The sequence below is a fragment of the Croceitalea sp. MTPC6 genome (assembly GCF_036985525.1).
In the GTDB taxonomy this organism is placed as follows: Bacteria; Bacteroidota; Bacteroidia; order Flavobacteriales; family Flavobacteriaceae; genus Croceitalea.
In genome coordinates this window covers 263,936-290,258 of sequence record NZ_BTGR01000003.1, presented here as the reverse complement: position 1 = coordinate 290,258, position 26,323 = coordinate 263,936, and the positions used below count along the sequence as shown (strand labels likewise).

Annotated in this window: 25 protein-coding genes; 20 read left to right on the top strand and 5 right to left on the bottom strand. The window is 36.0% G+C overall.

Annotation, left to right across the window (positions count from 1 at the left end; genetic code table 11):
• The first annotated feature begins 202 nt into the window (after positions 1 to 202).
• The 6 genes from AACP56_RS07970 (at position 203) to AACP56_RS07945 (ending at position 4,102) form a co-directional block, all read left to right on the top strand.
• Complete coding sequence (locus AACP56_RS07970; RefSeq protein ID WP_339335652.1) at positions 203 to 991, top strand: hypothetical protein; 789 nt, start codon at positions 203 to 205, stop codon at positions 989 to 991.
• Between the two features lie 194 nt (positions 992 to 1,185).
• Positions 1,186 to 1,932: a hypothetical protein gene (locus AACP56_RS07965; RefSeq protein ID WP_339335654.1), complete on the top strand. Its 747-nt coding sequence runs from the start codon at positions 1,186 to 1,188 to the stop codon at positions 1,930 to 1,932.
• Positions 1,933 to 2,101: 169 nt separating this feature from the next.
• Positions 2,102 to 2,914 carry an AraC family transcriptional regulator gene (locus AACP56_RS07960; protein ID WP_339335656.1) on the top strand — a complete coding sequence of 271 codons (813 nt, stop codon included), beginning with the start codon at positions 2,102 to 2,104 and terminating at the stop codon, positions 2,912 to 2,914.
• A 137-nt stretch (positions 2,915 to 3,051) separates the two neighbouring features.
• The gene (locus AACP56_RS07955) at positions 3,052 to 3,429 is read left to right on the top strand and encodes a VOC family protein (RefSeq protein ID WP_339337017.1); all 378 of its coding nucleotides are present in this window, start codon (positions 3,052 to 3,054) and stop codon (positions 3,427 to 3,429) included.
• A 2-nt stretch (positions 3,430 to 3,431) separates the two neighbouring features.
• Positions 3,432 to 3,680 carry a TfoX/Sxy family DNA transformation protein gene (locus tag AACP56_RS07950; protein ID WP_339335658.1) on the top strand — a complete coding sequence of 83 codons (249 nt, stop codon included), beginning with the start codon at positions 3,432 to 3,434 and terminating at the stop codon, positions 3,678 to 3,680.
• 44 nt (positions 3,681 to 3,724) lie between these two features.
• Positions 3,725 to 4,102 carry a hypothetical protein gene (locus AACP56_RS07945; RefSeq protein ID WP_339335660.1) on the top strand — a complete coding sequence of 126 codons (378 nt, stop codon included), beginning with the start codon at positions 3,725 to 3,727 and terminating at the stop codon, positions 4,100 to 4,102.
• A gap of 26 nt (positions 4,103 to 4,128) precedes the next feature.
• Here AACP56_RS07945 and AACP56_RS07940 read toward each other — a convergent pair whose 3' ends face one another.
• Positions 4,129 to 5,670, bottom strand: coding sequence for an aryl-sulfate sulfotransferase (locus AACP56_RS07940; RefSeq protein ID WP_339335662.1), 1,542 nt, complete (start codon positions 5,668 to 5,670; stop codon positions 4,129 to 4,131).
• Between the two features lie 87 nt (positions 5,671 to 5,757).
• Between AACP56_RS07940 and AACP56_RS07935 the strand changes: the two genes are divergently transcribed.
• Both AACP56_RS07935 and AACP56_RS07930 read left to right on the top strand, forming a co-directional pair.
• Positions 5,758 to 6,900: a lycopene cyclase family protein gene (locus AACP56_RS07935; RefSeq protein WP_339335664.1), complete on the top strand. Its 1,143-nt coding sequence runs from the start codon at positions 5,758 to 5,760 to the stop codon at positions 6,898 to 6,900.
• A 45-nt stretch (positions 6,901 to 6,945) separates the two neighbouring features.
• Complete coding sequence (locus AACP56_RS07930) at positions 6,946 to 7,803, top strand: hypothetical protein (RefSeq protein WP_339335666.1); 858 nt, start codon at positions 6,946 to 6,948, stop codon at positions 7,801 to 7,803.
• Here AACP56_RS07930 and AACP56_RS07925 read toward each other — a convergent pair.
• Positions 7,800 to 8,774, bottom strand: coding sequence for a polyprenyl synthetase family protein (locus tag AACP56_RS07925; protein WP_339337018.1), 975 nt, complete (start codon positions 8,772 to 8,774; stop codon positions 7,800 to 7,802). The genes AACP56_RS07930 and AACP56_RS07925 overlap by 4 nt on opposite strands.
• A 139-nt stretch (positions 8,775 to 8,913) precedes the next feature.
• On the opposite strand from AACP56_RS07925, the gene AACP56_RS07920 reads away from it, so the two are divergent.
• The 6 genes from AACP56_RS07920 to AACP56_RS07895 all read left to right on the top strand — a co-directional run bounded on the left by AACP56_RS07920 (position 8,914) and on the right by AACP56_RS07895 (position 16,780).
• On the top strand, positions 8,914 to 9,441 hold the full coding sequence (locus AACP56_RS07920) for an RNA polymerase sigma factor (RefSeq protein ID WP_339335668.1): 528 nt from the start codon (positions 8,914 to 8,916) through the stop codon (positions 9,439 to 9,441).
• Positions 9,442 to 9,452: 11 nt separating this feature from the next.
• Entirely contained in the window at positions 9,453 to 9,872 is a 420-nt protein-coding gene (locus AACP56_RS07915) for a hypothetical protein (RefSeq protein WP_339335670.1), read from the top strand.
• Positions 9,873 to 10,105: 233 nt separating this feature from the next.
• A complete protein-coding gene (locus tag AACP56_RS07910; RefSeq protein WP_339335672.1) occupies positions 10,106 to 10,711 on the top strand; it encodes a TetR/AcrR family transcriptional regulator in 606 nt (201 codons plus the stop codon).
• Positions 10,712 to 12,055, top strand: a complete 1,344-nt coding sequence (locus AACP56_RS07905) for a TolC family protein (RefSeq protein WP_339335674.1) — start codon at positions 10,712 to 10,714, stop codon at positions 12,053 to 12,055.
• A 27-nt stretch (positions 12,056 to 12,082) separates the two neighbouring features.
• Positions 12,083 to 13,273 carry an efflux RND transporter periplasmic adaptor subunit gene (locus tag AACP56_RS07900; RefSeq protein ID WP_339335676.1) on the top strand — a complete coding sequence of 397 codons (1,191 nt, stop codon included), beginning with the start codon at positions 12,083 to 12,085 and terminating at the stop codon, positions 13,271 to 13,273.
• Positions 13,274 to 13,276: 3 nt separating this feature from the next.
• The gene (locus AACP56_RS07895) at positions 13,277 to 16,780 is read left to right on the top strand and encodes an efflux RND transporter permease subunit (protein ID WP_339335678.1); all 3,504 of its coding nucleotides are present in this window, start codon (positions 13,277 to 13,279) and stop codon (positions 16,778 to 16,780) included.
• Between the two features lie 72 nt (positions 16,781 to 16,852).
• Here AACP56_RS07895 and AACP56_RS07890 read toward each other — a convergent pair whose 3' ends face one another.
• The gene (locus AACP56_RS07890) at positions 16,853 to 17,203 is read right to left on the bottom strand and encodes a toxin-antitoxin system YwqK family antitoxin (protein ID WP_339335680.1); all 351 of its coding nucleotides are present in this window, start codon (positions 17,201 to 17,203) and stop codon (positions 16,853 to 16,855) included.
• A gap of 325 nt (positions 17,204 to 17,528) precedes the next feature.
• Here AACP56_RS07890 and aspS point away from each other — a divergent pair, with 325 nt between their 5' ends.
• The 4 genes from aspS (at position 17,529) to AACP56_RS07870 (ending at position 21,657) form a co-directional block, all read left to right on the top strand.
• Positions 17,529 to 19,277 carry an aspartate--tRNA ligase gene (aspS, locus tag AACP56_RS07885; RefSeq protein ID WP_339335682.1) on the top strand — a complete coding sequence of 583 codons (1,749 nt, stop codon included), beginning with the start codon at positions 17,529 to 17,531 and terminating at the stop codon, positions 19,275 to 19,277.
• A gap of 65 nt (positions 19,278 to 19,342) precedes the next feature.
• Positions 19,343 to 21,124, top strand: a complete 1,782-nt coding sequence (locus AACP56_RS07880; RefSeq protein WP_339335684.1) for a chloride channel protein — start codon at positions 19,343 to 19,345, stop codon at positions 21,122 to 21,124.
• A 2-nt stretch (positions 21,125 to 21,126) separates the two neighbouring features.
• Entirely contained in the window at positions 21,127 to 21,384 is a 258-nt protein-coding gene (locus tag AACP56_RS07875) for a hypothetical protein (protein WP_339335686.1), read from the top strand.
• An 81-nt stretch (positions 21,385 to 21,465) separates the two neighbouring features.
• The gene (locus AACP56_RS07870; protein WP_339335688.1) at positions 21,466 to 21,657 is read left to right on the top strand and encodes a cold-shock protein; all 192 of its coding nucleotides are present in this window, start codon (positions 21,466 to 21,468) and stop codon (positions 21,655 to 21,657) included.
• A gap of 56 nt (positions 21,658 to 21,713) precedes the next feature.
• On the opposite strand, the gene AACP56_RS07865 is transcribed toward AACP56_RS07870, so the two are convergent.
• Positions 21,714 to 22,163, bottom strand: coding sequence for a nucleoside deaminase (locus tag AACP56_RS07865; RefSeq protein WP_339335690.1), 450 nt, complete (start codon positions 22,161 to 22,163; stop codon positions 21,714 to 21,716).
• A gap of 96 nt (positions 22,164 to 22,259) precedes the next feature.
• Positions 22,260 to 23,357, bottom strand: coding sequence for a hypothetical protein (locus AACP56_RS07860; RefSeq protein WP_339335692.1), 1,098 nt, complete (start codon positions 23,355 to 23,357; stop codon positions 22,260 to 22,262).
• 129 nt (positions 23,358 to 23,486) lie between these two features.
• On the opposite strand from AACP56_RS07860, the gene AACP56_RS07855 reads away from it, so the two are divergent.
• Both AACP56_RS07855 and AACP56_RS07850 read left to right on the top strand, forming a co-directional pair.
• Complete coding sequence (locus AACP56_RS07855) at positions 23,487 to 25,256, top strand: 1-deoxy-D-xylulose-5-phosphate synthase (RefSeq protein ID WP_339335694.1); 1,770 nt, start codon at positions 23,487 to 23,489, stop codon at positions 25,254 to 25,256.
• Complete coding sequence (locus AACP56_RS07850; RefSeq protein WP_339335697.1) at positions 25,240 to 26,313, top strand: DUF3078 domain-containing protein; 1,074 nt, start codon at positions 25,240 to 25,242, stop codon at positions 26,311 to 26,313. Before AACP56_RS07855 ends, AACP56_RS07850 begins: the two co-directional genes overlap by 17 nt.
• Positions 26,314 to 26,323: the final 10 nt, after the last annotated feature.

Genomic DNA, 26,323 nt, shown 5'->3' with positions numbered 1-26,323 from the left:
TGCAATCTGGCACGTCCAATTTTATTCCCAATACAGCAAAATCCAGCAAGGGAACGTCCGCTAACGCCGACTACTTGGCAAACAATGCCATGTGATTAAACGGAAGTCCGATTCACACAGCATTGTTGATAGGATTTTGCTATATTTCCTTAAAATTCGCCGGACTCCACATAGCGCGGCGTTGTAAGCAATTAAGAAGAATATGGACAAGATAACCAGCAAAAATTTCTTTGAATTGGAGTTTTTAAATAATATTTACTCACCGCTGGTGGTTTTCTTTTTGATTGGAGTTTTGATTTTCTTTTTTCTTAGAAATGGACATATTAAATTTTGGGAAACTAAAGGGTTTAAGAAATTGTTCAAATATGTCACGCAAGAAATATCATCAGCAAAGTTGATAATCTTATCTTCATTTAGTGTAATTGCTTTTCTCTTCCTTTTAATAATCTCGGAATCTATTTTAGATTTAACTCTAAGAAACTCATCAAAAACTATTGATTTGTATTTTAGCGAATTAGATTACGACTACTCGTTAGATGAAAAAATGGCAATTGCAAAATTCTCGAAAGACACCTGTATAACAAAAAAGGAACTGATACAACTTGAAAGCAAAATATACTCTTATTATTATTACATGGAGCCTGAGAATACTAGAGAAAATGTAATTTTTAAGAGTGGAAGATATATACGTTTTGTAAGTTTTATAGAATATAGTTTTATCCTGTTAGTATTAATCGTTGGTTACTTGATAATTAATGTCAAAAAAATTAATTGGGAAATTTTTAAAAGATATGTCCTTTCATTGGCTTTATGTTCCTCAATTATGGTTTTATCTATTTACAAGACAAAAGAAAACGATTTTATAGTTAAAATCAGACAATTTGACTACATCCAAAACAGAATTTATTTTGACAAGGAATTAGAACCATTAAATTCAGGAATTGAAGATTTACAAAGAAAAAACTTTATAGAAGAGAATGATTGTGAATAAACTGCTTACAACATTGTATAAAATAATAGCGGTTTAATCGCTAAAACGAAAGTTAAATATAAAAATCAAACGACAGTAATAAACAGAAAAGTAAGTGCATAAAATCCGCTACTATTCTTATACGAGGCCGTTGTACTGCATTTTGGAATACTAATTGCAATTAACCAAAATATTAAAATTAAAGAGAAATTTTCATGAATAAATTACAAATACTTTTGCTTCTGATTCTAATTCCAGCCATAGCAATTGGACAAAGGAAAAAGAATCAAAATCTGGCGGAAATGACATACAGCACAATTCAGAAGAAATTAGATGCTTCAACAAGTGATAAACGAGACGCAACAGTTAAAACACTAAATGGAATTGTGGAAATGTCAAAAAAAGAAGAATTTATTGACAAAGTAAACAATCATAAAAAATATCTCGAAAGTCTAGAATATTTTGAAATTCCAACAGCCAACACTTCTATCATTAATGATAGTTTAGTTACCGCAAAAGGTTTGGTTTTTGAAAAAAGTGAAAATAAATATTATATCGAACCAAATAAGGCTTTTAAAGAAGTAATAGAAAACTATAAATTGGGAATCTATCTTTACCTGTACATTAACGAAAACAGCAAAATGTATTTGGAGTTTGTTAATTATACAAACGGCAAGAAATTACTTTTAATTGAAAAAGCTAAATTAAAATTTGATAACAAAGAATTTGAATACTATTTAAACTGGGTTAAATCAAGAGAAAATGGTTTTGAGTTTTGTACAATAGAAACCAATACTAAAAATTTTATTGACTTATTTGATTCAATATCCAATCATCAAGGTAATATGACAATTGAATTCACTGGAAAAAATGGAAATAGAACAGAAATATTACCTAACGAAATGATTGAGGAAATAAGGAATGTTTTTGACCTATATTCTGAATTAAAAGTAAAAGAATAAAAACGCAGTACAACAATGTATAACCGCAATTACGGCGGATTCGACTACGTCCGAATCCACTCGGAATTGCTAAAGCCTGTGACAAACCGAAAATTAACGCATATTGACCCGTAACTGACGGTTATACGAGACCGATGGCGTAGCGCCACACAATCATTGACCAGTAAAAGTGAAAGGATTTAAAGGCATACATAAATTATATAGGCCAATTCAGCCAACAATAAAGACTGAAAATACCAATATCCTTTACCAAGAAGTACGCCCGAACAGAAAAATAGAAAACCTTATTTATTGTTTCTGGCAGTTAAAAACCAACAAATCTTTAAAAGAACCTTTTGTTTATAGGGTAGTCTCTGACGGATGTATCGACATATTTTTTAACCATAAACAAGTAACCCAAAATTTTATCATGGGATTTTGCAGAAGATATACCGAGTTCCCCATTGGAAAAGAATTTGATTATATCGGAATTCGATTTTTGCCCTCCGTCTTTCTACTCCTATTTGGAATAGACGCCAAAACCTTGAGCAATGAATCTCAAGAATTAAGACAGATTTTACCCGACTTTTCGCAATGGATAACTTCTGAAATTAAACCGTCACAATCCTTTGATCAAATTGTCCTGTTGTTAAATGAAAAATTGCAACAACTGATCAAAAACCAAGAATTTGATTATGATTTACGCTTTTTAAATGCCTTAAACCTAATCATCCAAAACAAAGGACTCTTGGATACAGAAAAAGACTTGGATACTGGCTTAAGTCCGCGTCAACTTAGAAGAATCTTCAATTTTTACATAGGAACTACCCCAAAAGCTTTTAGTAATGTGGTGCGCTTTCAATACATTCTTAATGCGAAACCATCAAACCAGAGCCTTAAGAAAAACAAACTGTACTATGATGTGGGCTTTTTTGACCAAGCTCATTTTATTAAAAACTTTAAGACTTTTTATGGAGTAACCCCTTCAGAAGCTTTTCGTTAGATTTTGTCCGTTTTTTACAATTTCACCTTGCGCGCCCATTCTAAATTTGTAGCAACAAAACATTAGAAATGAGAAAAATAATAATAATCGCATCTTTACTAATTGGTGGATTGGTAAATGCACAAACAACGACAAAAATGAAATTAAATGCAGGAATTATTACCGAAAAACTAGAAGAAACCAAAGCTTTTTATACTAAAACACTGGACTTTGGAGTATCCTTTGAAAATGAATTTTATCTTTTAATGCATACACCGGACAAGTCTGCGGAACTTAGCTTTTTAATGTCCAATCATCCCAGTCAAAAACCTATCTTCCAATCACCTTTTAACGGAAAAGGGGTTTACCTGACCATAGAAGTGGAAGAAGTAGACAAAGTTTATAAAGAGTTAAAAAACAAGAGGGTTGCCATTGAAGTCGATATTAGGGATGAACCTTGGGGAGACAGACATTTTGCAATCGTTGACCCAAACGGAATTGGAATTGATATTGTAACGTACACAAAACCTGAATAATCATGAAAGCTAGAAATATTGGAATTACAACCAAAAAAAGACTGGAAGAAATTGGAGTTCACACTTTGGCAGATTTAGCCGAAATAACGCCTAAGAACGCGTATAGAAAAATCTGTGAACGCTATCCGGATAAAACTGTTCCAAAATGCTATTACCTCTATTCGCTGAAGGGTGCTTTATTGAATATGGATTGGCGAGAACTTCCTAAAGAGGTAAAAAGCGAACTTATCGCAGACTATAATGGTTTGTAAAAACAACCTTTTCGCACATTGTGCATCCATTAAAAAAGAAAAGTATGAAACTTAAATCCTTGATTTTAATAGTACTGTTAATAGGACTTCTTGCCTGTAATAATGATGATGGTATTAAAAAACAGATTATTGAGGGTGAATATGTAGGGATATTTGAAAGAAATGGAATTACCTCAAATGTTCAATTGAATCTAGATGACAGTGGATTTAGTGGGGAAAGTGATACTCAAAAGTTTCCTGCAATTTGTAATGGAACCTACTCCATTTCTGACAACTCCATTAACTTTTCCAATGCCTGTATATGGACAGCAGATTTTGATTGGACACTGATTTTAAGTAAGGAATGGAACTTTGATTTTAAAAATAATACATTGGTTTTAGTCCATTCGAATGGAGACAAATACACCTTGACAAAACAATAAAAGCCAAGAAGTATGAAAAAATCAGCCTAGTCATAAAGCGGCATACGTAAAACATTGTGAAAACTGATGTTAAATACTGTGTTGGGAGGTGTAACAGTAGCTTCAAAAATCACCTGCTTAGTACTATAATCCAATTCTACAATTTTTCCTGCAGCCGTTCCATTATTTACAGCTGAACCTGGAGTGAAGAGAACGGAATTGTTTTCCGCTACATAGCTTACTTTAGATACTATTCTTGCGTAGGTATCCTCTCCTCTATCTTTCCCATAGGACCACACTTGCTTAATGGTTTTATTCACTTCGTCTATTTCATATTCTACGGCTCTGCTATAGGGTCCGGCATTAGCATAGTTTCTATTATCCCCGTTATCAAAAACCATGAGGTTGCCATTAGGCATTAAAATAGGGGAATGTTGGTACCAAGACCATTCAAAATCTGGATGATTGGCGGTTCCGTCCAAAATAGCAGCATCTGTTATCTCTTGGTCATTGACATCCAAGGGGGTCAATAAAAACTGTGTTAATTCCACACCATCACCGGATGTATTCCATTCTCGATGAGGTGCTAAAATATAGCTTACCTGATTCTGAGCATTCAATTTTACGATGCCTTGTGTTCTTCCAGACACAATTATTTCATCATCTTGACTACTATATTCAATGGCATTTGCATGAAACCAATCAATATTCAAATCGGCCAAATCTGTAGGCCATGCTCTACGCGAATTATCCAATAAATTGTTTAAATCCCAAGTATTGGCAAACTCACCTGAATTTCTATCAATCTCGATCACAACATCTTCAACAGTAGATTTACTGGCATCGTTAATGGTCACCAAAAGGTTACCGTCAGGTTTTTCAATAACATGATGGTGAAAGCCATTACCTTGCAAACTCCAAGTGTTAATTAGATTTCCCATCATATCAACCTCATGAATATTACCCGTAAAACCGTCACCGGTTAAAAGATTACCATTGGCAAGGCGTGTCATCCCGTTATCATAAAACAGGTTTGAAAGTGAGGGATGCGATACAAAGTTTAAATACCATCGGATGTCACCAAACTGGTCAAAAATAAAAGGCCGTTGTGGTCTAAAATTTTGACTGAACCCAAAATAGTTTACAAAATTGAATTCTGGTCCACTAGAATTTGATGCAACATCAATAGTAATTTGTGGCATATCCGCTATGACTGGATCTGTTTGAACAATTACTTCACGTGTTTCCAATATATTGTTGCCAGCATCCAATAATTTTAGCTCAACAGTATTTGTAAAACCAGGATATAAGCCCAGGACTTCCAGATCAAAAGAACTTCCTCGCTCATCAAATCGATGAGTGATTGAAGATGCGTCTCCATTTTTTCCAACAACGGTAAGCTCTATACCTACTCCTTGATTTGTCTGTAATTCTATGATTGCGGTTAATGGAGCATAACCAGATGGGTTCAACTGAACATTAATGGATTCTATTACTTCCGAATCAGGATTATTTGGAGTTTCATCATCAGAACATGCCAGTATAAAAAGTCCCCCCAATAAAATGGTGAACAATATCCTTTTTTTCATAGGAATTTTAATTTTTCCTTCAAGATAATTCATTTTCTTTTCTTTAATGTCATTAGGTATAGGCAACTCAATGCTTAAATTTGAAGAATGTCCCATTACGACTATATTATTGTTGGTGCAGGTGCTTCAGGGCTGCTTTTGGCAAACACCATGGGCAAAGATTCTTTCTTTGCTGATAAATCCATTTTAATTTTAGATAAGGATGCCAAAAAAACAAATGACCGTACTTGGTGCTTTTGGGAAAAAGGAATTGGTGATTTTGATAGCATCATTCATAAAAAATGGCCCAAAATTTATTTCGCAGGACAAGGGTTGAAACAATCATCAAATATTGCACCCTATACCTACAAAATGCTCAAGGGGATTGACTTCTACAATCATTATTTGACCAAAATAAAAGCATACTCCAATATTACTTTTTTACAAGATGAGGTTGTTTCAGTGATTGAAAAAGATAATCAAGTTGTTGTAAGCACTCAAAACAATCAGTTTGTGGGAAGGCAGGTGTTCAATAGTATTTTCGATTATCAGAAGACTTTAAGTCAGAAGAAATATCCTGTATTACAGCAGCACTTTTTGGGCTGGTTTGTGCAAACCGATAAAAAGGTATTTAAAAAAGAGGAAGCCACCTTTATGGATTTTTCCATTCCACAAAAAGGGAACACCCGGTTTATGTACGTACTTCCCTTCTCTGAAACTGAAGCTTTAGTAGAATACACCCTTTTTTCTGAAAGAACTTTAGAAAAAAAAGAATACGAAGCTGCCATTAAAGATTATTTAGAGCAAAAGCTGCTAGTGCCCAATTATGAAATTACTGAGGTTGAACAAGGTAATATTCCCATGACTTGTTTTGACTTTTCCGAAGCCAACACTGACCATATTTTGAACATTGGTATTGCCGGAGGATGGGCAAAATCAAGTACTGGATATACTTTCTACAGTTCTACCAAAAAAGTAAAAGAGCTGGTTCACTATCTAAAATCTGGAAAATCTTTGTCCAAATTTTCAAAGAAATCACGTTTTTGGTACTATGATTTATTGTTGTTAGATATTTTACAAAGCGATAATCATTTAGGTGGTCCAATTTTTGAAGCTATGTTCAAAAAAAGAAAGCCGCAATTAATATTAAAATTCTTGGATGAGGAAACTACTCTCTGGGAAGAACTGCAACTAATTTGGGCTTGCCCAAAATGGCCCTTTGTTAAAGCTTTATTTAAGCGTTTGCTCTAATACTATCAACGACCATTTTTCGTTTTACACATAAACTATCTTCTAATGAGGCTTTTATTTCTATTACCGGTGATTTTTCTAGTGTTTTCTTGTTCCAATGACTCAGAGCAAGAGAAAAACCTTGAAAATAATGTTAATTTTATATTTGAAGACGGTTTTGAGACAAGTTCAACTGACTTTTCTTTACTGTTCCCAAATGATAATTCCAGATGGACAACCATACAATTAATAAGCCCAAATAGCGCTACAAATAGTTTAGAGCTTTCTTCCAATATAGTAAGTGAAGGTAATCAATCACTTGTTATCCAATCCAGACAATCTGATGAAATTTTATCCAAAGCTGATATTGAAAAGGGAGGGTTTATTGCTCCTGCAAATAGTAAAGTGATTATCGAAGCTGACTTTTATATTGATTCCGATATAAACATTGAAAATCTTTTTCTTTTGGATTTGGAATGCTGTTCTTGTTGGGATCCAGAAGTGGATGCGAATCCCTCTGTAGATGGCGACAATAAATGCCCAGGAATTCGTTTAATGATGTCTGGGGGTGATGATTATTTAAGCATAGAAAGGGGGAAAATTGCAGGTACAACCTTAAGACAGTCATCCTTTAAATTTCCAAGAAAAGAATGGGTTACTGTAAGGTGGGAATTAAACTTATCCCCAAATGAAGATGGCACCAATCTATTGTTTATAAATGAAAATCTTATACTTTCTGAAAACGGAATGAATATGCCAAACGCCAAAGTATTTAGAGATGTTTTTGCAGAAAATAATATCGATTTTGAACTTCAGGAACCTGTAGTTTATGAAAGAATCCAGGTTGGTGCAACTGCCAATCCGGATACAGGGGACTTGACAATTTACCTTGATAATTTTTCAATTTCTATAGAAGAAAACTAAACCGTTCTTTTCATTAAAGTTTCACCAAAAACCTTAAGAACTTCTTTTCGTGCTTTTGGCAAGTTAATTTTTTCAAGGTTAGCGAATGCTCTTTGGGTGTAATTTTCAATTTCTTTTTCGGTTTCATCTACTGAACCGCTTTGCTTAAAAACACTTTTTATAGCTTCAATCTTTTCGGCAGGATCGGTAGGTTCAATGGAATATAAATGCAATAAGGTTTCCTTTTCTTTACTCCCACCTAATTCCAAAGCTCTTAAGTAAAGGAATGTCTTTTTGTTTTCTATAATATCCCCACCTATTTGTTTCCCAAAAGTCTTTGGGTCACCAAAAGCATCCAAATAATCATCTTGCAGTTGAAAAGCAATACCTAGGTTTTTTCCAAACCCATAAATAAGCTCTTGATTTTCTTTGGATGATCCAGCAATAATAGCTCCCATCTTCATTGCCGTAGCAACCAAAACTGCTGTCTTGTACTCAATCATTTTTAGATATTCTGGTATAGTAACATCATCCCTAGTTTCAAAGTCTACATCATACTGTTGTCCCTCACAAACTTCAATAGCCGTTTTACTAAAAAGTTGGACCAGTTCTTTGAATTTAACCTGGGTATAATTTTCAAAGAATTGATACGAATTTATAAGCATTGCATCCCCCGAAAGAATACCAGTATTCACATCCCATTTTTCATGAACAGTGGTTTTACCTCTTCGTAAAGGAGCATCGTCCATAATATCATCATGTACCAAAGAAAAGTTGTGGAACACCTCTATTGCCATAGCAGCATCTAAAGCATCTTTATAGTTTCCTCCAAATAGGTCCGTGGCCAGTAAAGTAAGTACAGGTCGCAATCGCTTACCTCCCAGCCCTAAAATATAGCTTACAGGTTCATATAGATTTTTGGGGTCTTTTACAATGTCCTTAACTTGAAGATGATTGATGAACTCTGTTCGATAGAATTCTATGGAATGCATGCTATGGTTTTCAACAAAAATACATTCATTGTTACAAATAGCTTCTATCATAGTCTAATTGAATGTTTGCTTTTAAAAAAATGCAATAGATTCAAAAACCTTCGTCTTTAATACTGAAGACCAATAGAAAAAACCTTTAATGGTTTCTCGAAAAGAAAACAACAACCTAAACATCTTCTTTAAAGAAGAGTATAATTCGCTCAAGGGTTACGTGCGTTCAAAAATTGAGCATACCTCAGAAAGTGATGCCGACGATATTATACAGGATGTTGCCTTGAGAATATTTTCGAGACCTAAAGATGCTTTACCAATAACCAATATTGCTGGCTTTGTCTATAGTGCAATACGAAATAAGATTATTGATGTAATGCGTGTAAAGAAGGAGCGGGTTTATGATGAAAAGACCTTAGAGCAATCATGGACAGAATTTGCGGAGCTATTTTATGGGGGTACCAATCAGGAATATCCTGAGGATTTAAAGGATATCCTACAAAAAGCCATCCTACAATTAAAGCCTGCTTATCGGGATATCATAATAGCCGTTGACTTTGAAGGTTACTCGTATCGCGAAATTTCTGAAGAAACGGGAATAGCAAAAGGGACTTTAATGTCTAGAAGGCATCGGGCCTTATCGATATTATTTAAAAAACTAGAATTAAAAAAATAAAATTAAAAATTATGGATTACAAAAATCATTTAGAAAAACGCATGGCGCACAAAGCAGAATACTATGTGACCAAAGTGGTTAAAATATTCTTTTTTATCATTCTTGGCATTGCATTCTTATTACTTATGAATTATGTGTTTATGCTGTTGTGGAATTGGTTAATGCCAGAGCTTTTTGGCCTCCCAACCATAGGATATTGGAAAGCGCTAGGTCTTATTGTACTGGCAAAAATAATCTTTGGATTTGGATTTGGTGATTCTGATGGACCAAGTGGTAAAAAGAGAAAAAGAAAGAAACGATTTGAAAAAAACAAATGTAATTGGAGAAATGATTTTTCAGATTGGAAACATTATGATGCTTTCTGGAAAGAAGAAGGCGAAAAAGCTTATCAGGATTATATCAACCGTACGGAAAATGAAAATAAAGCATAATGAAAGGTGAAGAAAAAGTGCCCTTTGATCGAAAACCCAAGTATCAACACAAAGCTTTTTTCTGGAGTTTAAACAAGAATTCTACAATTCAGTCCAATTCTGAATCCCAAAATCGTCATAATACAGAAGTTTGTGATAAAAAAAGTTAAAAATTAAGACTTCGTTAAAAAAATGTAAAACTTTGGAAACTTTTTTTGTTTTTAAAGTTTCCATCTTACATTTGCCCCTCGTATATGAGAGAAAAAATCTTACACAAGGCAACAGATCTTTTTTTAAACCTAGGATTTAAAAGCGTCACCATGGACGATTTGGCCAACGAGATGGGTATTTCCAAGAAGACTATCTATTCCCATTTTGAGAATAAGACAAAATTGGTACAAGAAACAACAATGAATCTTTTTTTGGAGATTTCGAACGGTATAGACCATATCATATCCCTCCGGAAAAACCCGATTGAAGAGCTTTATGAAATTAAAAAGTTCGTAATGTCTCGTCTTAAGGACGAGAAAGCCTCACCGCAATACCAGCTTCAAAAGTATTATCCAAAAATCTTTGAAACCCTTAAAAGCAAAGAGTTCTGTATAATGCAGGACTGTGTGGTGGACAATGTAAAAAGAGGAATTGAAATTGGTATTTATCGTGAAAACATCGATGTTGAATTTGTAGCACGGATTTATTTTGCCGGAGCCATAAGTCTAGGTGACCATGATCTTTTCCCCAATACTATGTTCACCAAAATACAGCTTGAAGACTATTATCTAGAATACCATTTGCGTGGAATAGTAACCCCAAAAGGGCGAAAAATATTAAACGAAATCATCAATTCAAACCAAGAATAAATGAGAACACTAACAAAACTATTATTAATTCAGTTATTGTGGTCAGTGCCTTTGTTGGCGCAAGAAAATAACAACTCATTTTCTCTAGATGAGGCTATCGCCTATGCGCTAGAGCATAATTATGATGCGATAAATGCCAGTCGTGATTTGGTTGATGCCCAAAAGCAAAAATGGGAGACCATTGCTACTGGCCTACCTCAAATCAGTGGAGCGGTTTCCTATCAAAATCAATTAAAACAGCAAGTAGTCCAGCTGCCTGGTGAAATTGCCGGTCAAGAACCAGGTACATTTTTTGAAACTCCATTGGGTCAGCCCCAACAGTTAAACGCTACCGCAACGCTAAATCAGCAAATTTTTGATGGATCTTACATAGTGGGCATACAAGCAACCCAAGCATTTCTTAGGTACAGCAAAAATGCCAAAGAGAAAAATGGTTTAGAGGTAAAAACAGCTGTGGTAGAAGCTTACGGCAATGTACTGTTGACCAAAGAGAATGTACTCATCTTAGAAAAAAACAAAAAAACGCTTGAAGATAACCTATTTGAGACCAAAAAAATCTTTGAGAACGGCCTTGGTGATGAAGAAAGTGTTGATCAATTACAGATAACCTTATCATCAATTGATAATCAACTAAAAAATGCGAGGAGATTGGAGAAAATCACTGTGCAAATGTTGAACTTAATGATGGGGCTTCCTTTGGATAACCCCACTATTTTGACAGAAAATCTTGATGAGCTTACTCAAAAACAAATTGATTTTGGATTGCTGGACTCCCAGTTCCTTTTGGAGGACAACACTGATTTTAAAATCGTTAAAAACCTAAATGAGCAGCGCCAATTAGAACTAAAACTGGCAAAGAGCAGGGCCTTGCCTACCCTAAATGCATTTGTCAATTACGGTGGCATTTCTTTTGGCGATAGCTTTACCTTTTTTGATAGTGGTCAAGATTGGTTCGGTTTTTCTACGTTAGGGGTGGATTTACGTATCCCCATCTTTAGCTCATTGGGAAGAAGTGCGTCTACACAACGTGCCAAAATAGCTTTTGAAAAAGCGAAAACACAGTTAACCCAAGCGCAATCGCAACTTCGACTACAACATGAAAGTGCAAAAAGTGATTATGTACTTGCTATTGAGCAATACCAAACCTCAAAAGATAATCTCAATTTAGCGGAACGTATCGAAAATAAAAATCAGATAAAATATTCTGAAGGCTTGGCGACCAGCTTTGAACTGCGACAAGCACAGACACAACTTTATACAACACAGCAAGAGTATTTACAATCCATGGTAGACGTTATTAATCGCAAGACCACATTGGAGAATATTTTGAATACAAATCAATAAACTCATCAACTACTAAATATAAAGACAATGAAAAAAATAATCCAACTATCAATCTTAGCTATCTTAATCGCCTCTTGTGGCGGAGGTGCTAGTGGCTCTGTTGAAGACATTATTTCTGGAAAAGATTTGGAAGCTATGCGCACCAGAAGAACGGAAATGAACCAAGAGTTAAAAGCCTTGGAAGACCAGGTCAAACAATTGGACTCTGCTATAAGTGAATTAGATGATAATGCCAAACTGCCCTTGGTGTCTACCATGAAAGTGGAAAAGCAAGAGTTCCATCATTATTTGGAATTACAGGGGGATGTGATGACCGACCAAAATGTTTTGGTTTACCCAGAAATGGCAGGAACACTTTATCGTGTTTATGTCAAAGAAGGGCAACGGGTTTCAAAAGGACAGCTCTTGGCATCTATCGATGATGGTGGGCTTTCAAGTCAATTGGCGCAGTTAAAAACCCAAGAAGCACTAGCAAAAACCACATTTGAACGCCAAAAACGATTGTGGGATCAAAATATAGGTTCAGAAATACAGTACCTACAGGCAAAAACGCAATACGAAGCACAAAAAAGTGCAGTAAAACAATTACAAAGTCAAGTGGGTAAATCTTCTATTCGTGCACCATTTTCAGGCATCGTTGACGATGTAATCAAAGATCAGGGTACCGTGGTCAGCCCTGGACCAGGTTCTGAAGTTTTTAGAATTGTAAACCTTAGTGATATGTACATTGAAGTAGAAGTGCCAGAAGCACATTTAGCCAATGTTACACCGGGTAAAATGGTTCAAGTATACTTCCCTGTTTTGGGTGATAGCGTAACAACAAAAGTTAGGCAGACAGGGAACTTTATCAATCCAGGAAACAGGTCGTTTAGTGTTGAAATTCCTGTTCCCAACAAAGAAGGAAAAATAAAACCAAACCTTACTGCAATTGCCAAAATCAATGATTATACCAGTGATGAGGCGATTTTAATTCCTCAGAGTGTGGTATCTGAAAATGCACTGGGTGAGCAGTATGTGTATTTAACCAAAGAAAATGGTTCTGAAAACGAAGTCATATCCAAAAAAGCAATTATAAAATTGGGTAAAACACAAGGAGACTATGTTGAAGTGCTATCCGGACTTTCAGCAGGCGACGATATTATTGTCGAGGGAGCACGAAGTGTACGCGACAATCAACAAGTAAAAGTTCTAAATTCTCAAAATACTGCCAAGAAATAGATTATGGACAAAGCCAAAAAAAATGCCAACAAAGAGTTTAAGCTCTCTTCATGGGCGATAGATAATCCATCGGTTATTTATGTGATGATAGGTATCTTCCTTTTCATTGGAATCTCATCCTATTTCGCAATGCCAAGGGAAGAATTCCCAGAAGCCGTTGAGACTAAGATTTATATAAGTACCATTTATCCCGGAAATACTGCCGAGGATATGGAACGGTTAATAACCGACCCTCTGGAGGAGCGACTAAAGAACGTGAGTAATTACGTTGAGATGACCTCCACTTCGCAAGAAGATTACTCCATGGTCGTAGTTGAATTTGATGAAAACATTACCGTTGAAAATGCCAAGCAAGAGGTAAAAGATGAGGTAGATGTTGAAAAAGCTGGTGAAGATTGGCCCATTTTTAATGGCGCTAAGGTTGAACCTAATGTTTTTGACCTGAATCTAGCTGAATCCTTCCCTATTCTAAACGTAAATTTAAAGGGGGATTATCCTGTTGAAAGATTAAAGGAGTTTGCTGAATATCTTGAAGATGAGATTGAAAATCTAGAGGAAATCAAGCAGGTTGATATCCGAGGAGCTCAAGAAAAAGAAGTTGAAGTTGCTGTGGATATCAATAAAATGATGGCTGCTAAAATCAATTTCGATGATGTTATACAGGCGATAGGTAATGGCAATATGACCATGTCAGCCGGTAACCTGATTACAAGTGGACAAAGAAGAACCATACGTATTACCGGTGAAATAGAGAAGCCTTCTGAACTAGATGATTTTGTGGTAAAATCCGAAAACGGAACGGTTTACCTAAAGGATATTGCCAAAGTCACTTTTGAAGAAGAAGACAAAAATACCTATGCCCGTGAAATGGGTGAAAGCGTGGTCATGCTCGACATTAAAAAACGGTCGGGTAAAAATGACGTGATTGCCATTGAAAAAATTCGTGACATTGTCGCGGAGGCTCAAAAAGATATTCTCCCAGAAGATTTAGAAGTAACTTTTGCCAACGACAGTAGCAGTACCACTTTAAATCAAGTTGATGACCTGGTGAACAATATTATCTTCGGAATCATTCTGGTTGTAACCGTGTTGATGTTCTTTTTAGGATTCCGAAATGCGCTCTTTGTTGGGTTTGCTATTCCTATGTCCATGTTTATGTCTTTCATGATTCTTTCGGCATTGGGCTATACCCTTAACACTATGATTCTTTTCGGACTCATTATGGGGTTGGGAATGCTTGTTGATAATGGGGTTGTTGTTGTTGAAAACGTATACCGTTTAATGGAGCAAGAAGGTATGTCACGAAAGGAAGCAGCCAAAAAGGGAATTGGCGAAATTGCCATCCCTATTATTATTTCAACTGCGACTACTGTTGCAGCCTTTGTTCCATTGGGAATGTGGCCAGGTATCATGGGTGAGTTTATGATTTACTTTCCCATTACACTTTCAGTTGTATTGGGTTCCTCTTTGTTTGTTGCAATTTTTATGAACTCAATGTTGGTGTCTCAGTTTATGGAGGTTGGCGAAAAAAACTTGAGCAGAAAGCAATTGATTAGAATTAGCGTTCTACTAGGAGGTTTTGGATTATTCATTCTACTGTTGGGAGGTCCTCTCCGAGGTTTGGGAACACTAATGATAGTTGTTGCTATTTTATTTTGGATTTACAAATACTTCCTAAAGCCTTGGTCAACTCGATTCCAAAAAAATAGCTTGGTTAAACTGGAAAACTGGTATGAAAAACGCTTGAAACATGCACTTCGTGGCAAAAATGTGTATTGGTACTTTGGTGTTACTATGCTTCTATTGGTAGCTGCGTTTATGACCTTTGGTGGTTCAGTAGGAAGTCAACGCACAAAAGTGGAATTCTTTCCTGATAACACCCCTAAGGAAATCTACGTGTATATAGAATATCCTCAAGGCACCGATATTGAAAAGACAAACATCCTTACCAAGGATATTGAACAGCGTGTGTACGACATCGTAGATGATGGACAATATTTAAAAGATGATGGTGACAACTATTTAGTGGACACTGGGGTTTCCCAAGTAGGTAAAGGAGCAGAAAACCCTTTCACAGAAGGAGGCTCAGCAGCGGAGATGCCACATCGCGGTAAGATTACGCTTTCTATGCAAGAATTTAAGTTCAGGGAAGGCTTAGACACTGAAAAATTGAGGCTTCGCATACAAAATGCATTAGCCGAAGTATATCCCGGAGTTACCATTTCTGTGGAGAAAGACGCTGTGGGACCACCTGCAGGTTATCCCGTAAATATTGAGCTGATAGGTCAAAATTATGATACCTTGATTAATGTTGCTGAGCGGATGCGCATCTTTATCAACTCAAAAAGTATTGATGGTATGGAAGGCCTAAAGGTTGATGTCAACAAAAGTAGTCCGGGTATGGAGGTGATTGTAGACCGACAAAAAGCTGGTGAACTTGGGGTATCTGTTGGGCAAGTAGGGCAACAATTGCGTAGATCACTGTTTGGCGATAAGGCAGGTGTCTATAAAAAAGATGGTGAGGATTATGATATCAATGTGCGCTTTAATGAAGATTTGCGCTACAATACCAGTGCCTTGTTCAACCAAAACATGATTTTTAGAGATCCCGCCACAGGGCAAATCAAAGAAATTCCCATTTCCGCGGTAGCGACACGAAAAAACACGTCTTCGTTTAATGCAATAAAACACATAGATGGGCAACGTGTCGTAACCGTATATTCGGGCTTAAAGCCTGGTGGTAATGCCAACATTATAGTTGACCAAATCAAGAAAGAAATGGAAAACTTTAAGGGTATGCCTTCTGGAGTCAAAATTGACTATACCGGTGAGCTCGAAGAGCAAGCAAAACAGCAAGCCTTTTTAATGGGCGCTTTCTTCTCTGGCTTAGGATTGATCATGCTCATTTTGATTTTCCAATTTGGGGGTATTTCCAAGCCTGCAATTATTATGATGGCCATATTTTTAAGTTTCATTGGAGTTTTTGGAGGTATTGTTGCCACAGGGTGGCCTTTCGTAATTATGATGACGATGATGGGCATAATTTCCTTAGCAGGAATTGTAGTAAATAATGGGGTGGTTCTGCTCGACTATACCCAAATATTGATTGATCGTAAAAAGGTAAATCTAGGTATTTCTGATAGTGAACTGCTAACTCGTGAAGAGGTGACCGATATAATCATCAAAGGAGGAAAAGCCAGATTAAGACCTGTGATATTAACCGCAATCACAACAGTACTAGGATTGATTCCGTTGGCCACAGGTTTAAACATTAACTTTATCACACTTTTTGGACAGTTTGACCCACAGATTTATGTAGGAGGGGATAATGTTATTTTCTGGGGACCTCTGGCTTGGACCGTAATCTTTGGATTGATTGTCGCTACTTTCCTGACCTTAATTATCGTTCCAGTATTGTTCAACATTGTATATCGCCTAAAGCTTAGGATTAAAGGGAGTCATAAGAAAAATACTTCGAACGAAGAAAAAATAGGTATGGCAGCTTAATCTTTAATGTTCTAAAAATAAAAGCCCCGTGATAAAAATATCACGGGGCTTTTATATCTAAAGTAATGGCTGTTACTTATCTACAGACACTACTTGAGAATTGTTCCAATCTTTTACGTAAGCAATTCTATTATCTTCAAAATCAACTTCTTTCAAAATATCACCTTTCCAGAAAAACCATTTTCCTTCTCTTTTTCCATTCACATACTTACCAGAAGCAATCTTTTTACCATTGGTATCGTACATAAACCACTGTCCGTGTAATTTGTCATTTAAAATATGACCAGTTTGTGCAATTTCCCCATTGTCGTGGAAGTAAGTTGCCTTTACTATTTTACCCTCTTTTTCAAAAGTTGGTTTTATATCTTGAGCTGAAATTGCAGCTGAAAATAGAACTGCTAAAATTAATATCGTTTTCTTCATCATTCTGGGATTTAAGATTCTATTCCTTTACATTAACGATACAAATATACATTTATTTTACTTTAAAAACATATTTATATAACGTTTACTTTACATTAAATTTACATTAAAGATTTATAAAATTGATTTTCAACGAATTATATTTTAAACAAAGAATATTTAACTTGAATAATAAACCTTTAAATGGTCCTAAAATATGGATAAATGGTAAACATCGGCTCTAAAACTTGTATCTGGAAAATATGTTTATCAAAAAAACCAAAACAATATTCTTTATGATGAAAACCTATGAACTCATTACCTTTGCAGCCTAGAAAAAAAGTAGATGTATAGAAGTCATACTTGTGGTGAATTAAATACTTCACACATAGGAACGGAAGTCACTTTAAGTGGATGGATTCAAAAAATTAGGGATAAAGGTTTTGTTGCTTGGATAGACCTTAGAGATAGGTACGGTATAACCCAACTAGTTTTTGATGAAGACCGTACGGCAAAAGAACTTTTGGAACAAGTTAGATCTTTAGGTCGCGAAACTGTGCTCCAAGTAAAAGGACAGGTTATTGAACGCGCATCTAAAAACAGTAATATCCCTACTGGTGAGATTGAGGTGTTGATTACGGAACTTCACGTTCTTAATGAATCCTTGCTCCCTCCCTTTACAATTGAAGATGAAACCGATGGTGGCGAAGATTTGCGAATGAAATATCGCTATTTGGATATTAGGAGAAACCCTGTAAAAGAAAACCTGGTCTTTAGACACAGAGTTTCCATGGAAGTTCGTAAGTACTTGTCTGATCAAGGTTTTATAGATGTGGAAACTCCTTATCTAATAAAATCTACCCCTGAAGGAGCTCGTGATTTTGTAGTTCCGAGCAGGATGAACGAAGGTCAATTTTATGCCCTACCACAATCCCCACAGACCTTTAAACAATTGCTGATGGTTGGCGGTATGGATAAGTACTTCCAAATTGTAAAGTGTTTTAGGGATGAAGATTTAAGAGCTGACAGGCAACCTGAATTTACCCAGATTGACTGCGAGATGGCATTTGTGGAACAGGAGGATATTCTAAACACTTTTGAAGGATTAACTAAACACCTGCTTAAAGAAATTAAGGGGGCGGAGGTTGATAGCTTCCCAAGAATGACCTTTGATGAGGCCATGAAACGTTATGGAAACGATAAGCCCGATATCCGTTTTGGAATGGAGTTTGGTGAATTAAATGAAGTTGCTCAACATAAAGATTTTAATGTCTTTAATTCTGCAGAATTAGTTGTTGGAATTGCCGTACCAGGTGGGAATAATCATACCCGAAAAGAGATTGACAAACTTGTGGATTGGGTAAAAAGGCCTCAAGTAGGTGCTTTAGGAATGGTCTATTGCAGGTGCAATGAAGATGGTTCTTATAAATCTTCTGTAGATAAGTTTTATGACCAACAAGATTTGGCAAAATGGGCCAAGGTTACCGGAGCTAAGCCGGGAGATTTAATTTGTGTGCTTTCTGGTGATAAGAATAAAGTACGCACGCAGTTAAGTGCCCTACGAATGGAAATGGCAGAACGTCTAGGCTTGCGTAAAGCTGATGAATTCGCTCCACTTTGGGTTATTGATTTTCCATTGTTGGAACTGGATGAAGAAACAGGTAATTACCATGCAATGCATCACCCGTTTACTTCACCTAAACCTGGTCAGTTAGAATTGTTGGATTCAAAACCCGGAGAGGTGAAAGCAAACGCCTATGATTTGGTTCTTAATGGAAATGAAATTGGTGGTGGTTCTATTCGTATTCACGATAAGGAAACTCAAGCCATTATGTTCAAACATTTAGGGTTTACTCCTCAAGAAGCAACAGAACAGTTTGGATTCTTAATGGATGCATTCCAATATGGTGCGCCACCACATGGCGGTATTGCTTTTGGATTGGATAGGTTGGTTTCAATACTAGGAGGACAAGAAACCATCCGTGATTTTATCGCTTTCCCCAAAAATAATAGTGGTAGGGATGTTATGATTGATGCACCAGCAAATCTTGATGAAGAGCAACTAAAGGAGTTGAATTTAAAATTAGATTTATAACTCAGGTTCTTTTAGAACCTTTTGCTACTTGATTTTTAATACTTTTATTAAGAATCTTAATTCATATGCCTAACACCAAAGGCTTGCTAAAAAAGTTTCTCAAATGGAGGTATAAAAATATCTCCAATAAAACCTTTGTGCATGTAATGAGCCTATTTATTGGGCTTATTGCTGGTCTCGCTGCTGTTACCCTAAAAAACCTCACCTTTTTTATACGCTCCTCTCTAGATAAGGGGATAGTTATTTCCGAGAATCAGTTATATTTTATTCTTCCTGTAATTGGGTTGACCTTGGTGTTTCTATACGTAAAATATGTGCACAAGCATCCTCTAGGGCATGCTGTTTCTTCAATTCTCTTTTCCTTATCGAAAAACAAAGGCCTATTAAGCATAAAAAAAATATATACTCCTTTAATCACCGCTCCTTTAACCGTAGGTTTTGGTGGTTCTGTAGGTCTTTTAGGACCTGCGGTTGAGTCAGGTTCTGCGCTAAGTTCCAACATAAGCCGTTTATTTCATATTGATGCCAAAACCCGTTCATTGTTAATTGCTTGCGCATCGGCTGGTGCTATTGCTTCCATTTTTCAATCCCCAATTGCAGCCATAGTTTTTGCTGTGGAAGTTTTTAGCTTGGATTTTACCATGCTCTCCGTTCTTCCATTATTATTAGCTTCCATTTCTGGGGTGTTGACTTCCTATTTCTTCTTAGGAAATGAAGTTTTGTTCAATTTTTCCTTAACTGAAGGTTTTGAATTAAACGATACTCTTTTTTATGTTCTTTTAGGTATAGGAACTGCTTTTGCATCCATCTATTTTACTAAAATGTATTTTGGAATACTTAAAATTTTTAAACCCCTAAAAAGTCCAAAATATCGACTCCTGGTTGGCGGAATTGCCATAGGAATTATGCTCTACTTTATTCCCCCGCTTTATGGTGAGGGCTTTGGATTTATCAATAATCTTTTAGATGGCAATCATATTGACGCTTTAGGCAAAACCCCTTTTGATACTTATTTGGATAATATCTGGGTTGTAATCTTATTATTATTTGGCATAACTGTATTTAAAGCTATTGCCATGACGACAACTTTTGCTGCAGGTGGAGCTGGTGGAGTTTTTATTCCAACCATGGTCATGGGGAGCGCCTTGGGTAATGTAATGGCTAAAGTGGTAAACAACCTTGGTTTTGGATTTGAAGTTTCTGAAAGCAATTTCACTTTGATAGGCATGGCCGGACTTATTGCTGGTGTAATTCATGCTCCACTAACTGCTATATTTCTTATTGCTGAAATTACGGGTGGTTACGAGCTCTTTGTCCCCTTAATGATAACAGCATCCATTTCATACTTAATCACAAAAAATACTTTGGACTATACGATTTATACCAAGGAATTAGTTCAGCAAGGTGCTTTATTAACCCATAATAAAGACCAAACCGTTCTTACACTGATGCAACTGGACGATGTTATAGAAACTAACTTTAAAACAGTTAGCCCAGAAATGACCTTAGGAGAAATGTTGCATAAATCTGTCTCCAAATCCACACGAAATATTTTTCCCGTTTTGGATAAGGAAAAGAAAATGGTTGGTATCATCCTTTTAGATGATATTAGGGAATTTATGTTTAATACGGAAGTCTACGACACTACCTTTGTTACTGATTTAATGCATGCCCCTCCTGAGTATATTTTCTATTCGGAAGATTCCATGAAGCAAGTGATGCAAAAGTTTCAAGAAAGTGGTGCCTGGAATTTGCCTGTGATAAAAAATGGAATATACTTGGGTTTCATTTCAAAGTCTAAGCTATTGACCGCCTATAGAAGAAAGTTAATTAATTATTCCAGTTAGAAATGAAGTTTAAACATATTATAGTATTAATAGTTATAGCATCTTTTGCATCCATCATATATGGCTTCACCATTAAACAAAACGATGAACTTTTGGGGAACAAATTTATTGGCTCAGGTACCGTTGGGCTTTTTTTAATTGCAATGCCTTTGTTCTTGCTCAAGGAAAGTAAAGGAAAGAAAATGAAGGATTATATGTTGACCAAAGAAAATATTGAAAAAATGCAAAGTAAAGAGCGTCAAAATACTGAAAATCAATAATAATCATCAGATTTAGAGGCCATTCCATACGCTTCTTGGAGAAATATAGTACCTTAGAGATTCAACAATTATCTATTATTAATGACTGGAACAGTAAAATTTTTCAACGAATCTAAAGGGTTTGGTTTCATTACCAATGATGACACCGGACAGGACATTTTTGTTCATGCTACGGCATTGAACGGCATTCAATTAAACGAAGGCGACAAAGTAGAGTACCAAGAAGAAGAAGGAAGAAAAGGGATGGTTGCTGCACAAGTGCAGGTAATCTGATAAAAATATTTTACTTGATTAAACTTAGAACCCGAGCCAAAGCTTGGGTTTTTTATTTAGTTTAAATTCCGTTTTTGGATAAAAAACCTTTTTAATAATTCTGAGGCCTCCCGAGCCATAATACCAGAGACCACTTCCGTTTTTGGATGCAAAGAGGTTCCCATAACACTATATCCCCGCTCAAAATCAGAAGCTGCGTACACTATTTTAGAAATTTGGCTCCAATACAAAGCCCCTGCACACATCTGGCAAGGTTCTAAAGTAACATAGAGCGTACAACCAGTCAAGTACTTCCCTCCTAAAAAATTCGCCGCAGAAGTAATAGCCTGCATTTCAGCATGTGCAGTAACATCATGCAACTGCTCCGTTAAGTTGTGTGCCCTACCTATAATCCTATTCTTGGCAACAATTACTGCTCCCACTGGCACCTCTCCCTGTTCAAAAGCTGTTTCAGCCTCTAGCAAGGCTTTCTTCATGAAGTAATTATCATCAAAAGGCTCAACCATAGTAATACTTATTTCACAATACTAATTATTATAACTCTTCTACACAAAAAAACCCTTTGCTTTCACAAAGGGTCTCTATTGGTTAGTTGGTTGTTATTATTCTTTCTCGTAGTAAACTTTATATGAATATTCCTCCTCTTCAAATTCTTCAGAATATACTAAAAAGTTGCCCTCTACTCTTAATCCATCAGTTTCCACAAAGGCTTCTGCTTCACCTGGCTCGTACGTATAAGTTTCTGTTTCACCATTGTATGTGTACTCTACCTGGTAAATTACTAGGATAAATTTTTGAGTGTCAGAATTATAAGCCCATTGCCCGCTTCCAACAGAATTATCTTCAAATTCATCATAAATACCAGCACACTCAGAGGCTGAAGCCTCTTGGTCTAATACTTTAGAGCTATCATTGGATTCAAACTCAAAACTTCCTTCTTCATTAAATCTAATAAATGCATCTCCTGTAGTGTAGCATGCATAACTCAACTGCAACATATTTTGATTGTCACAGAAGAATTCAAATGGTTCAGAACAAGACTCTTCTCCTACTACGCTAACACTGGTCTCACCAGAGTATGTTTCCTCTTCTTTTACAAAATTCCATTTTCCAACCACTTCGGAGTTTCCTCCCCAAGCCTCAACGGTAACACATACTTCCTGCGGAGCACTAATGTTACCTTCAGCATCATAAACGCAGATTACATAACAAAATGTACCTGGTTCAATATTAGCATTAAAATCTACATCTAAAGTGGTTTCATCCTCCTTAGAAGTAAGTGAAGTTTTACTCTTTTTTGGGCCAAATAATTTTCTTATTGACTTGGCAGTTGTTGAATTTGCATTTAAATCGATGTCGTAATAGCTATCAGAAACGGTACCATCATCAGATTTAAACTGTAAATATGCTCCAGTCACAGAAGCATCTGAATTTATAGAAACGTTAAACCCCTCTCCCAATAATGCAATAGTACTAGATGAAGAAACGTCTAAAGAAATCAACTCGTTAGGTGTTGGTGGTGTCCCATCATTTTTTGTACCCCCTTGGATGACTACATTGTCTGCAACATCGTTTGCTTGTAATGGTGTATTTTCCAAATCCTCAATGGATTGGTCATTAGTACCAGAAGTTTCATCCTTAGAACATGCGGCAAAAATTACCAATGTAGCTAAGGCGAGTGTTTTTAAATAGTTTTTCATGATTTGTTTAATTGTTTCCATAAAACTATTACGATGGCTAAACTGGGGGAAAACTTTGTTGTGAAACCAATATTAAGTCATTGTCAAACTCCAAATAGTGTAGTTTTGCAATTCACAGCAATGTATTAAATGAAGCCTAAATTCTTAGATAAGATTAATTCCCCTGCTGACCTAAAACAATTAGAAAAAGGTCAACTAAGTTCACTGTCCAAAGAACTCCGCAGTTTTATCATTGACATTATATCTACCAAAGAAGGACATTTAGGAGCTAGTTTAGGCGTTGTAGAATTAACTATTGCATTGCATTATGTATTTGATACACCAAATGATAAGTTGATTTGGGATGTGGGCCACCAAGCTTATGGTCATAAAATTTTGACTGGTAGGAAAGAAATTTTTGAGACCAATAGACAACTTAATGGTATTAGTGGTTTCCCTAAACGAAGTGAAAGTGAATATGACGATTTTGGCACAGGCCATAGCTCTACTTCTATCTCTGCCATTCTTGGTATGGCAATGGCTTCTCAATTGAAGGGAGATTTAAACAAACAACATATAGCTGTGATTGGTGATGCTTCAATCGCTAGTGGAATGGCGTTTGAAGGACTTAATCATTTAGGGGTAACCGATGCTAATGTGCTTATAATTCTAAATGACAATGCAATAGGGATTGATCCAAGCGTTGGTGCTTTAAAAAAATATCTTACTAACGTAAAAAAGGGCACGGCAAAAGATGAAAATATTTTTGAATGCTTAAACCTTAATTATTCTGGACCAATTGATGGACACAACCTACCTCTTTTACTAGAAGAATTGGAACGCTTAAAGTTGGTCAAAGGTCCTCGACTTTTGCATATTATAACCACCAAAGGCAAAGGGTTAAAACAAGCAGAGGAAAATCAGGTTATTTATCATGCTCCAGGTAAGTTTGATAAAAAAACTGGTGAGCTTCAAAAAAAGAACTCATCAAAAGAGCATCCTAAATATCAAGATGTATTTGGTCATACCATTGTAGAGTTAGCAAAAAAAAATAAAAAAATTGTTGGTATTACCCCAGCCATGCCAACAGGCAGTTCTTTAAAGTACATGATGGAAGAATTCCCTAATAGGGCTTTTGATGTGGGAATTGCAGAGCAACACGCGGTAACCTTGGCTGCCGGTATGGCAACTCAAGGTTTGGTTCCTTTTTGCAATGTGTACTCCACCTTTCTGCAAAGGGCATATGATCAACTCATACATGATGTTGCTTTACAAAACTTGCCTGTTATTTTCTGTTTGGACAGGGCTGGTTTAGTAGGTCAAGATGGCCCTACACATCATGGAGTTTTCGATTTGGCCTATTTAAGGTGTATTCCAAACCTTGCTGTTTTTTCCCCGATGGATGAAATTGAGCTGAGAAATATCATGTTTACTGCACAAAAAGGTTTAAAACACCCTATTGCAATTCGCTATCCACGAGGCAGCGGAGTAACCCTGGATTGGAAACAGCCTTTTTCCGAAATTAAGATTGGCGAAGCACGAGAACTAAAAAAAGGGAGTAGGGTTGCTATATTATCTTTGGGTCATATTGGCAATCAAATACAAAAAGTCATAAACGAGATTAAGCATTCAGATACAATAGGACATTATGATATGCGATTTGTTAAGCCACTGGACAAAAAGTTGCTGGATAATATATTTAAAAACTATGACCATGTGATTACTATAGAAGATGGATGCAAAATCGGTGGTTTTGGAAGCTCAATCATTGAATATGCCAATACAAAAAACTATAAAGCACATATTAAAGTTTTTGGTATAGATGATGCTTTTATTGACCAAGGAACTATCAAAGAATTGTATGATATTTGTGGGCTCAATCCCCAAGCAATCTTAAAATATCTTGATACTATTTTGTAGAAACCTTATTACACTAAAAATTATTCTCCTCTTTTGTGTGACTATTTGTTCTGCACAAGATAAGGCTCAAGATTCTATTGCTGTTGACACTTCGGAAATAGAAGTCCATGTAATTAGATGGGAGCAAAAAAAGATAAAGAATATCTTGCGTGGCGTAAAACTCCGTAGTCCTAAGTATTCTTTTAATGCTACAAAACCACTGACCAAAAAGCCTAAAAAATTTATCCCTACCTCTTTTTGGGACAATAAAAATGATTTTGGGATAAACATCAATGAAGTTGCTTTTGTAAATTGGAATGCAGGTGGAGACAACTCCATTTCTGCGCTTGGAAATCTGAATTTTGTTCGAAATTATAAATTTAGATATATCAATTGGGACAATGAATTACGCTTTCGCTACGGCATTAATGCCCAAGAAGGCAGAAAATTGCGAAAAACAGACGATTTTATACGACTCTCTTCTACGTTCGGCTTTCGAAAAGACACAATTACCAATTGGTATTATTCGGTAAAAATGAATTTCAATACCCAATTTTCAAATGGGTTTAAATATCCCGATAGAACTACACCAATATCAAGGTTCATGGCACCTGGGTATTTATTTTTAGGTGCTGGTACTTCTTACATTCCCGAAGCAAAAAAATTCAATCTATATATTTCCCCATTCACTCAAAAAGCAACTTTTGTTTTAGATGATAGACTTTCACAGCTGGGTGCTTTTGGTGTGGATGCAGGAAAAAACGTTTTTATGGAGATTGGTTTTTTAGTTACTAATACTTGGGAGGAAGAAGTGTTTAAAAACATCTCCTTGAATCACCGTATAAGCCTATATACAGATTATTTAAGAAGTTTTGGAAACATTGATCTCGACTGGGAACTGGCTTTTACCTTTACCGTAAATGAGAATGTAAAGGCCAATATTGGCACACATTTTATTTATGATGACGATATTAAATTTGATGAGGTTGTGGCCGATGATGGTACTGTAATAGATCCAGGAGAACCACGAATCCAGTTTAAACAGTTTTTAGGGGTAGGTTTTAACTATTCCTTTTAAGCCAACCTAA

Coding starts and splice junctions, on each gene's coding strand:
- AACP56_RS07970 (WP_339335652.1), top strand. CDS start 203: ATGGACAAGATAACCAGCAAAAATTTCTTTGAATTGGAGTTTTTAAAT.
- AACP56_RS07965 (WP_339335654.1), top strand. CDS start 1,186: ATGAATAAATTACAAATACTTTTGCTTCTGATTCTAATTCCAGCCATA.
- AACP56_RS07955 (WP_339337017.1), top strand. CDS start 3,052: ATGAAATTAAATGCAGGAATTATTACCGAAAAACTAGAAGAAACCAAA.
- AACP56_RS07950 (WP_339335658.1), top strand. CDS start 3,432: ATGAAAGCTAGAAATATTGGAATTACAACCAAAAAAAGACTGGAAGAA.
- AACP56_RS07945 (WP_339335660.1), top strand. CDS start 3,725: ATGAAACTTAAATCCTTGATTTTAATAGTACTGTTAATAGGACTTCTT.
- AACP56_RS07940 (WP_339335662.1), bottom strand. CDS start 5,670: ATGAAAAAAAGGATATTGTTCACCATTTTATTGGGGGGACTTTTTATA.
- AACP56_RS07935 (WP_339335664.1), top strand. CDS start 5,758: ATGTCCCATTACGACTATATTATTGTTGGTGCAGGTGCTTCAGGGCTG.
- AACP56_RS07930 (WP_339335666.1), top strand. CDS start 6,946: ATGAGGCTTTTATTTCTATTACCGGTGATTTTTCTAGTGTTTTCTTGT.
- AACP56_RS07925 (WP_339337018.1), bottom strand. CDS start 8,774: ATGCATTCCATAGAATTCTATCGAACAGAGTTCATCAATCATCTTCAA.
- AACP56_RS07920 (WP_339335668.1), top strand. CDS start 8,914: ATGGTTTCTCGAAAAGAAAACAACAACCTAAACATCTTCTTTAAAGAA.
- AACP56_RS07915 (WP_339335670.1), top strand. CDS start 9,453: ATGGATTACAAAAATCATTTAGAAAAACGCATGGCGCACAAAGCAGAA.
- AACP56_RS07910 (WP_339335672.1), top strand. CDS start 10,106: ATGAGAGAAAAAATCTTACACAAGGCAACAGATCTTTTTTTAAACCTA.
- AACP56_RS07905 (WP_339335674.1), top strand. CDS start 10,712: ATGAGAACACTAACAAAACTATTATTAATTCAGTTATTGTGGTCAGTG.
- AACP56_RS07900 (WP_339335676.1), top strand. CDS start 12,083: ATGAAAAAAATAATCCAACTATCAATCTTAGCTATCTTAATCGCCTCT.
- AACP56_RS07895 (WP_339335678.1), top strand. CDS start 13,277: ATGGACAAAGCCAAAAAAAATGCCAACAAAGAGTTTAAGCTCTCTTCA.
- AACP56_RS07890 (WP_339335680.1), bottom strand. CDS start 17,203: ATGAAGAAAACGATATTAATTTTAGCAGTTCTATTTTCAGCTGCAATT.
- aspS (WP_339335682.1), top strand. CDS start 17,529: ATGTATAGAAGTCATACTTGTGGTGAATTAAATACTTCACACATAGGA.
- AACP56_RS07880 (WP_339335684.1), top strand. CDS start 19,343: ATGCCTAACACCAAAGGCTTGCTAAAAAAGTTTCTCAAATGGAGGTAT.
- AACP56_RS07875 (WP_339335686.1), top strand. CDS start 21,127: ATGAAGTTTAAACATATTATAGTATTAATAGTTATAGCATCTTTTGCA.
- AACP56_RS07870 (WP_339335688.1), top strand. CDS start 21,466: ATGACTGGAACAGTAAAATTTTTCAACGAATCTAAAGGGTTTGGTTTC.
- AACP56_RS07865 (WP_339335690.1), bottom strand. CDS start 22,163: ATGGTTGAGCCTTTTGATGATAATTACTTCATGAAGAAAGCCTTGCTA.
- AACP56_RS07860 (WP_339335692.1), bottom strand. CDS start 23,357: ATGAAAAACTATTTAAAAACACTCGCCTTAGCTACATTGGTAATTTTT.
- AACP56_RS07855 (WP_339335694.1), top strand. CDS start 23,487: ATGAAGCCTAAATTCTTAGATAAGATTAATTCCCCTGCTGACCTAAAA.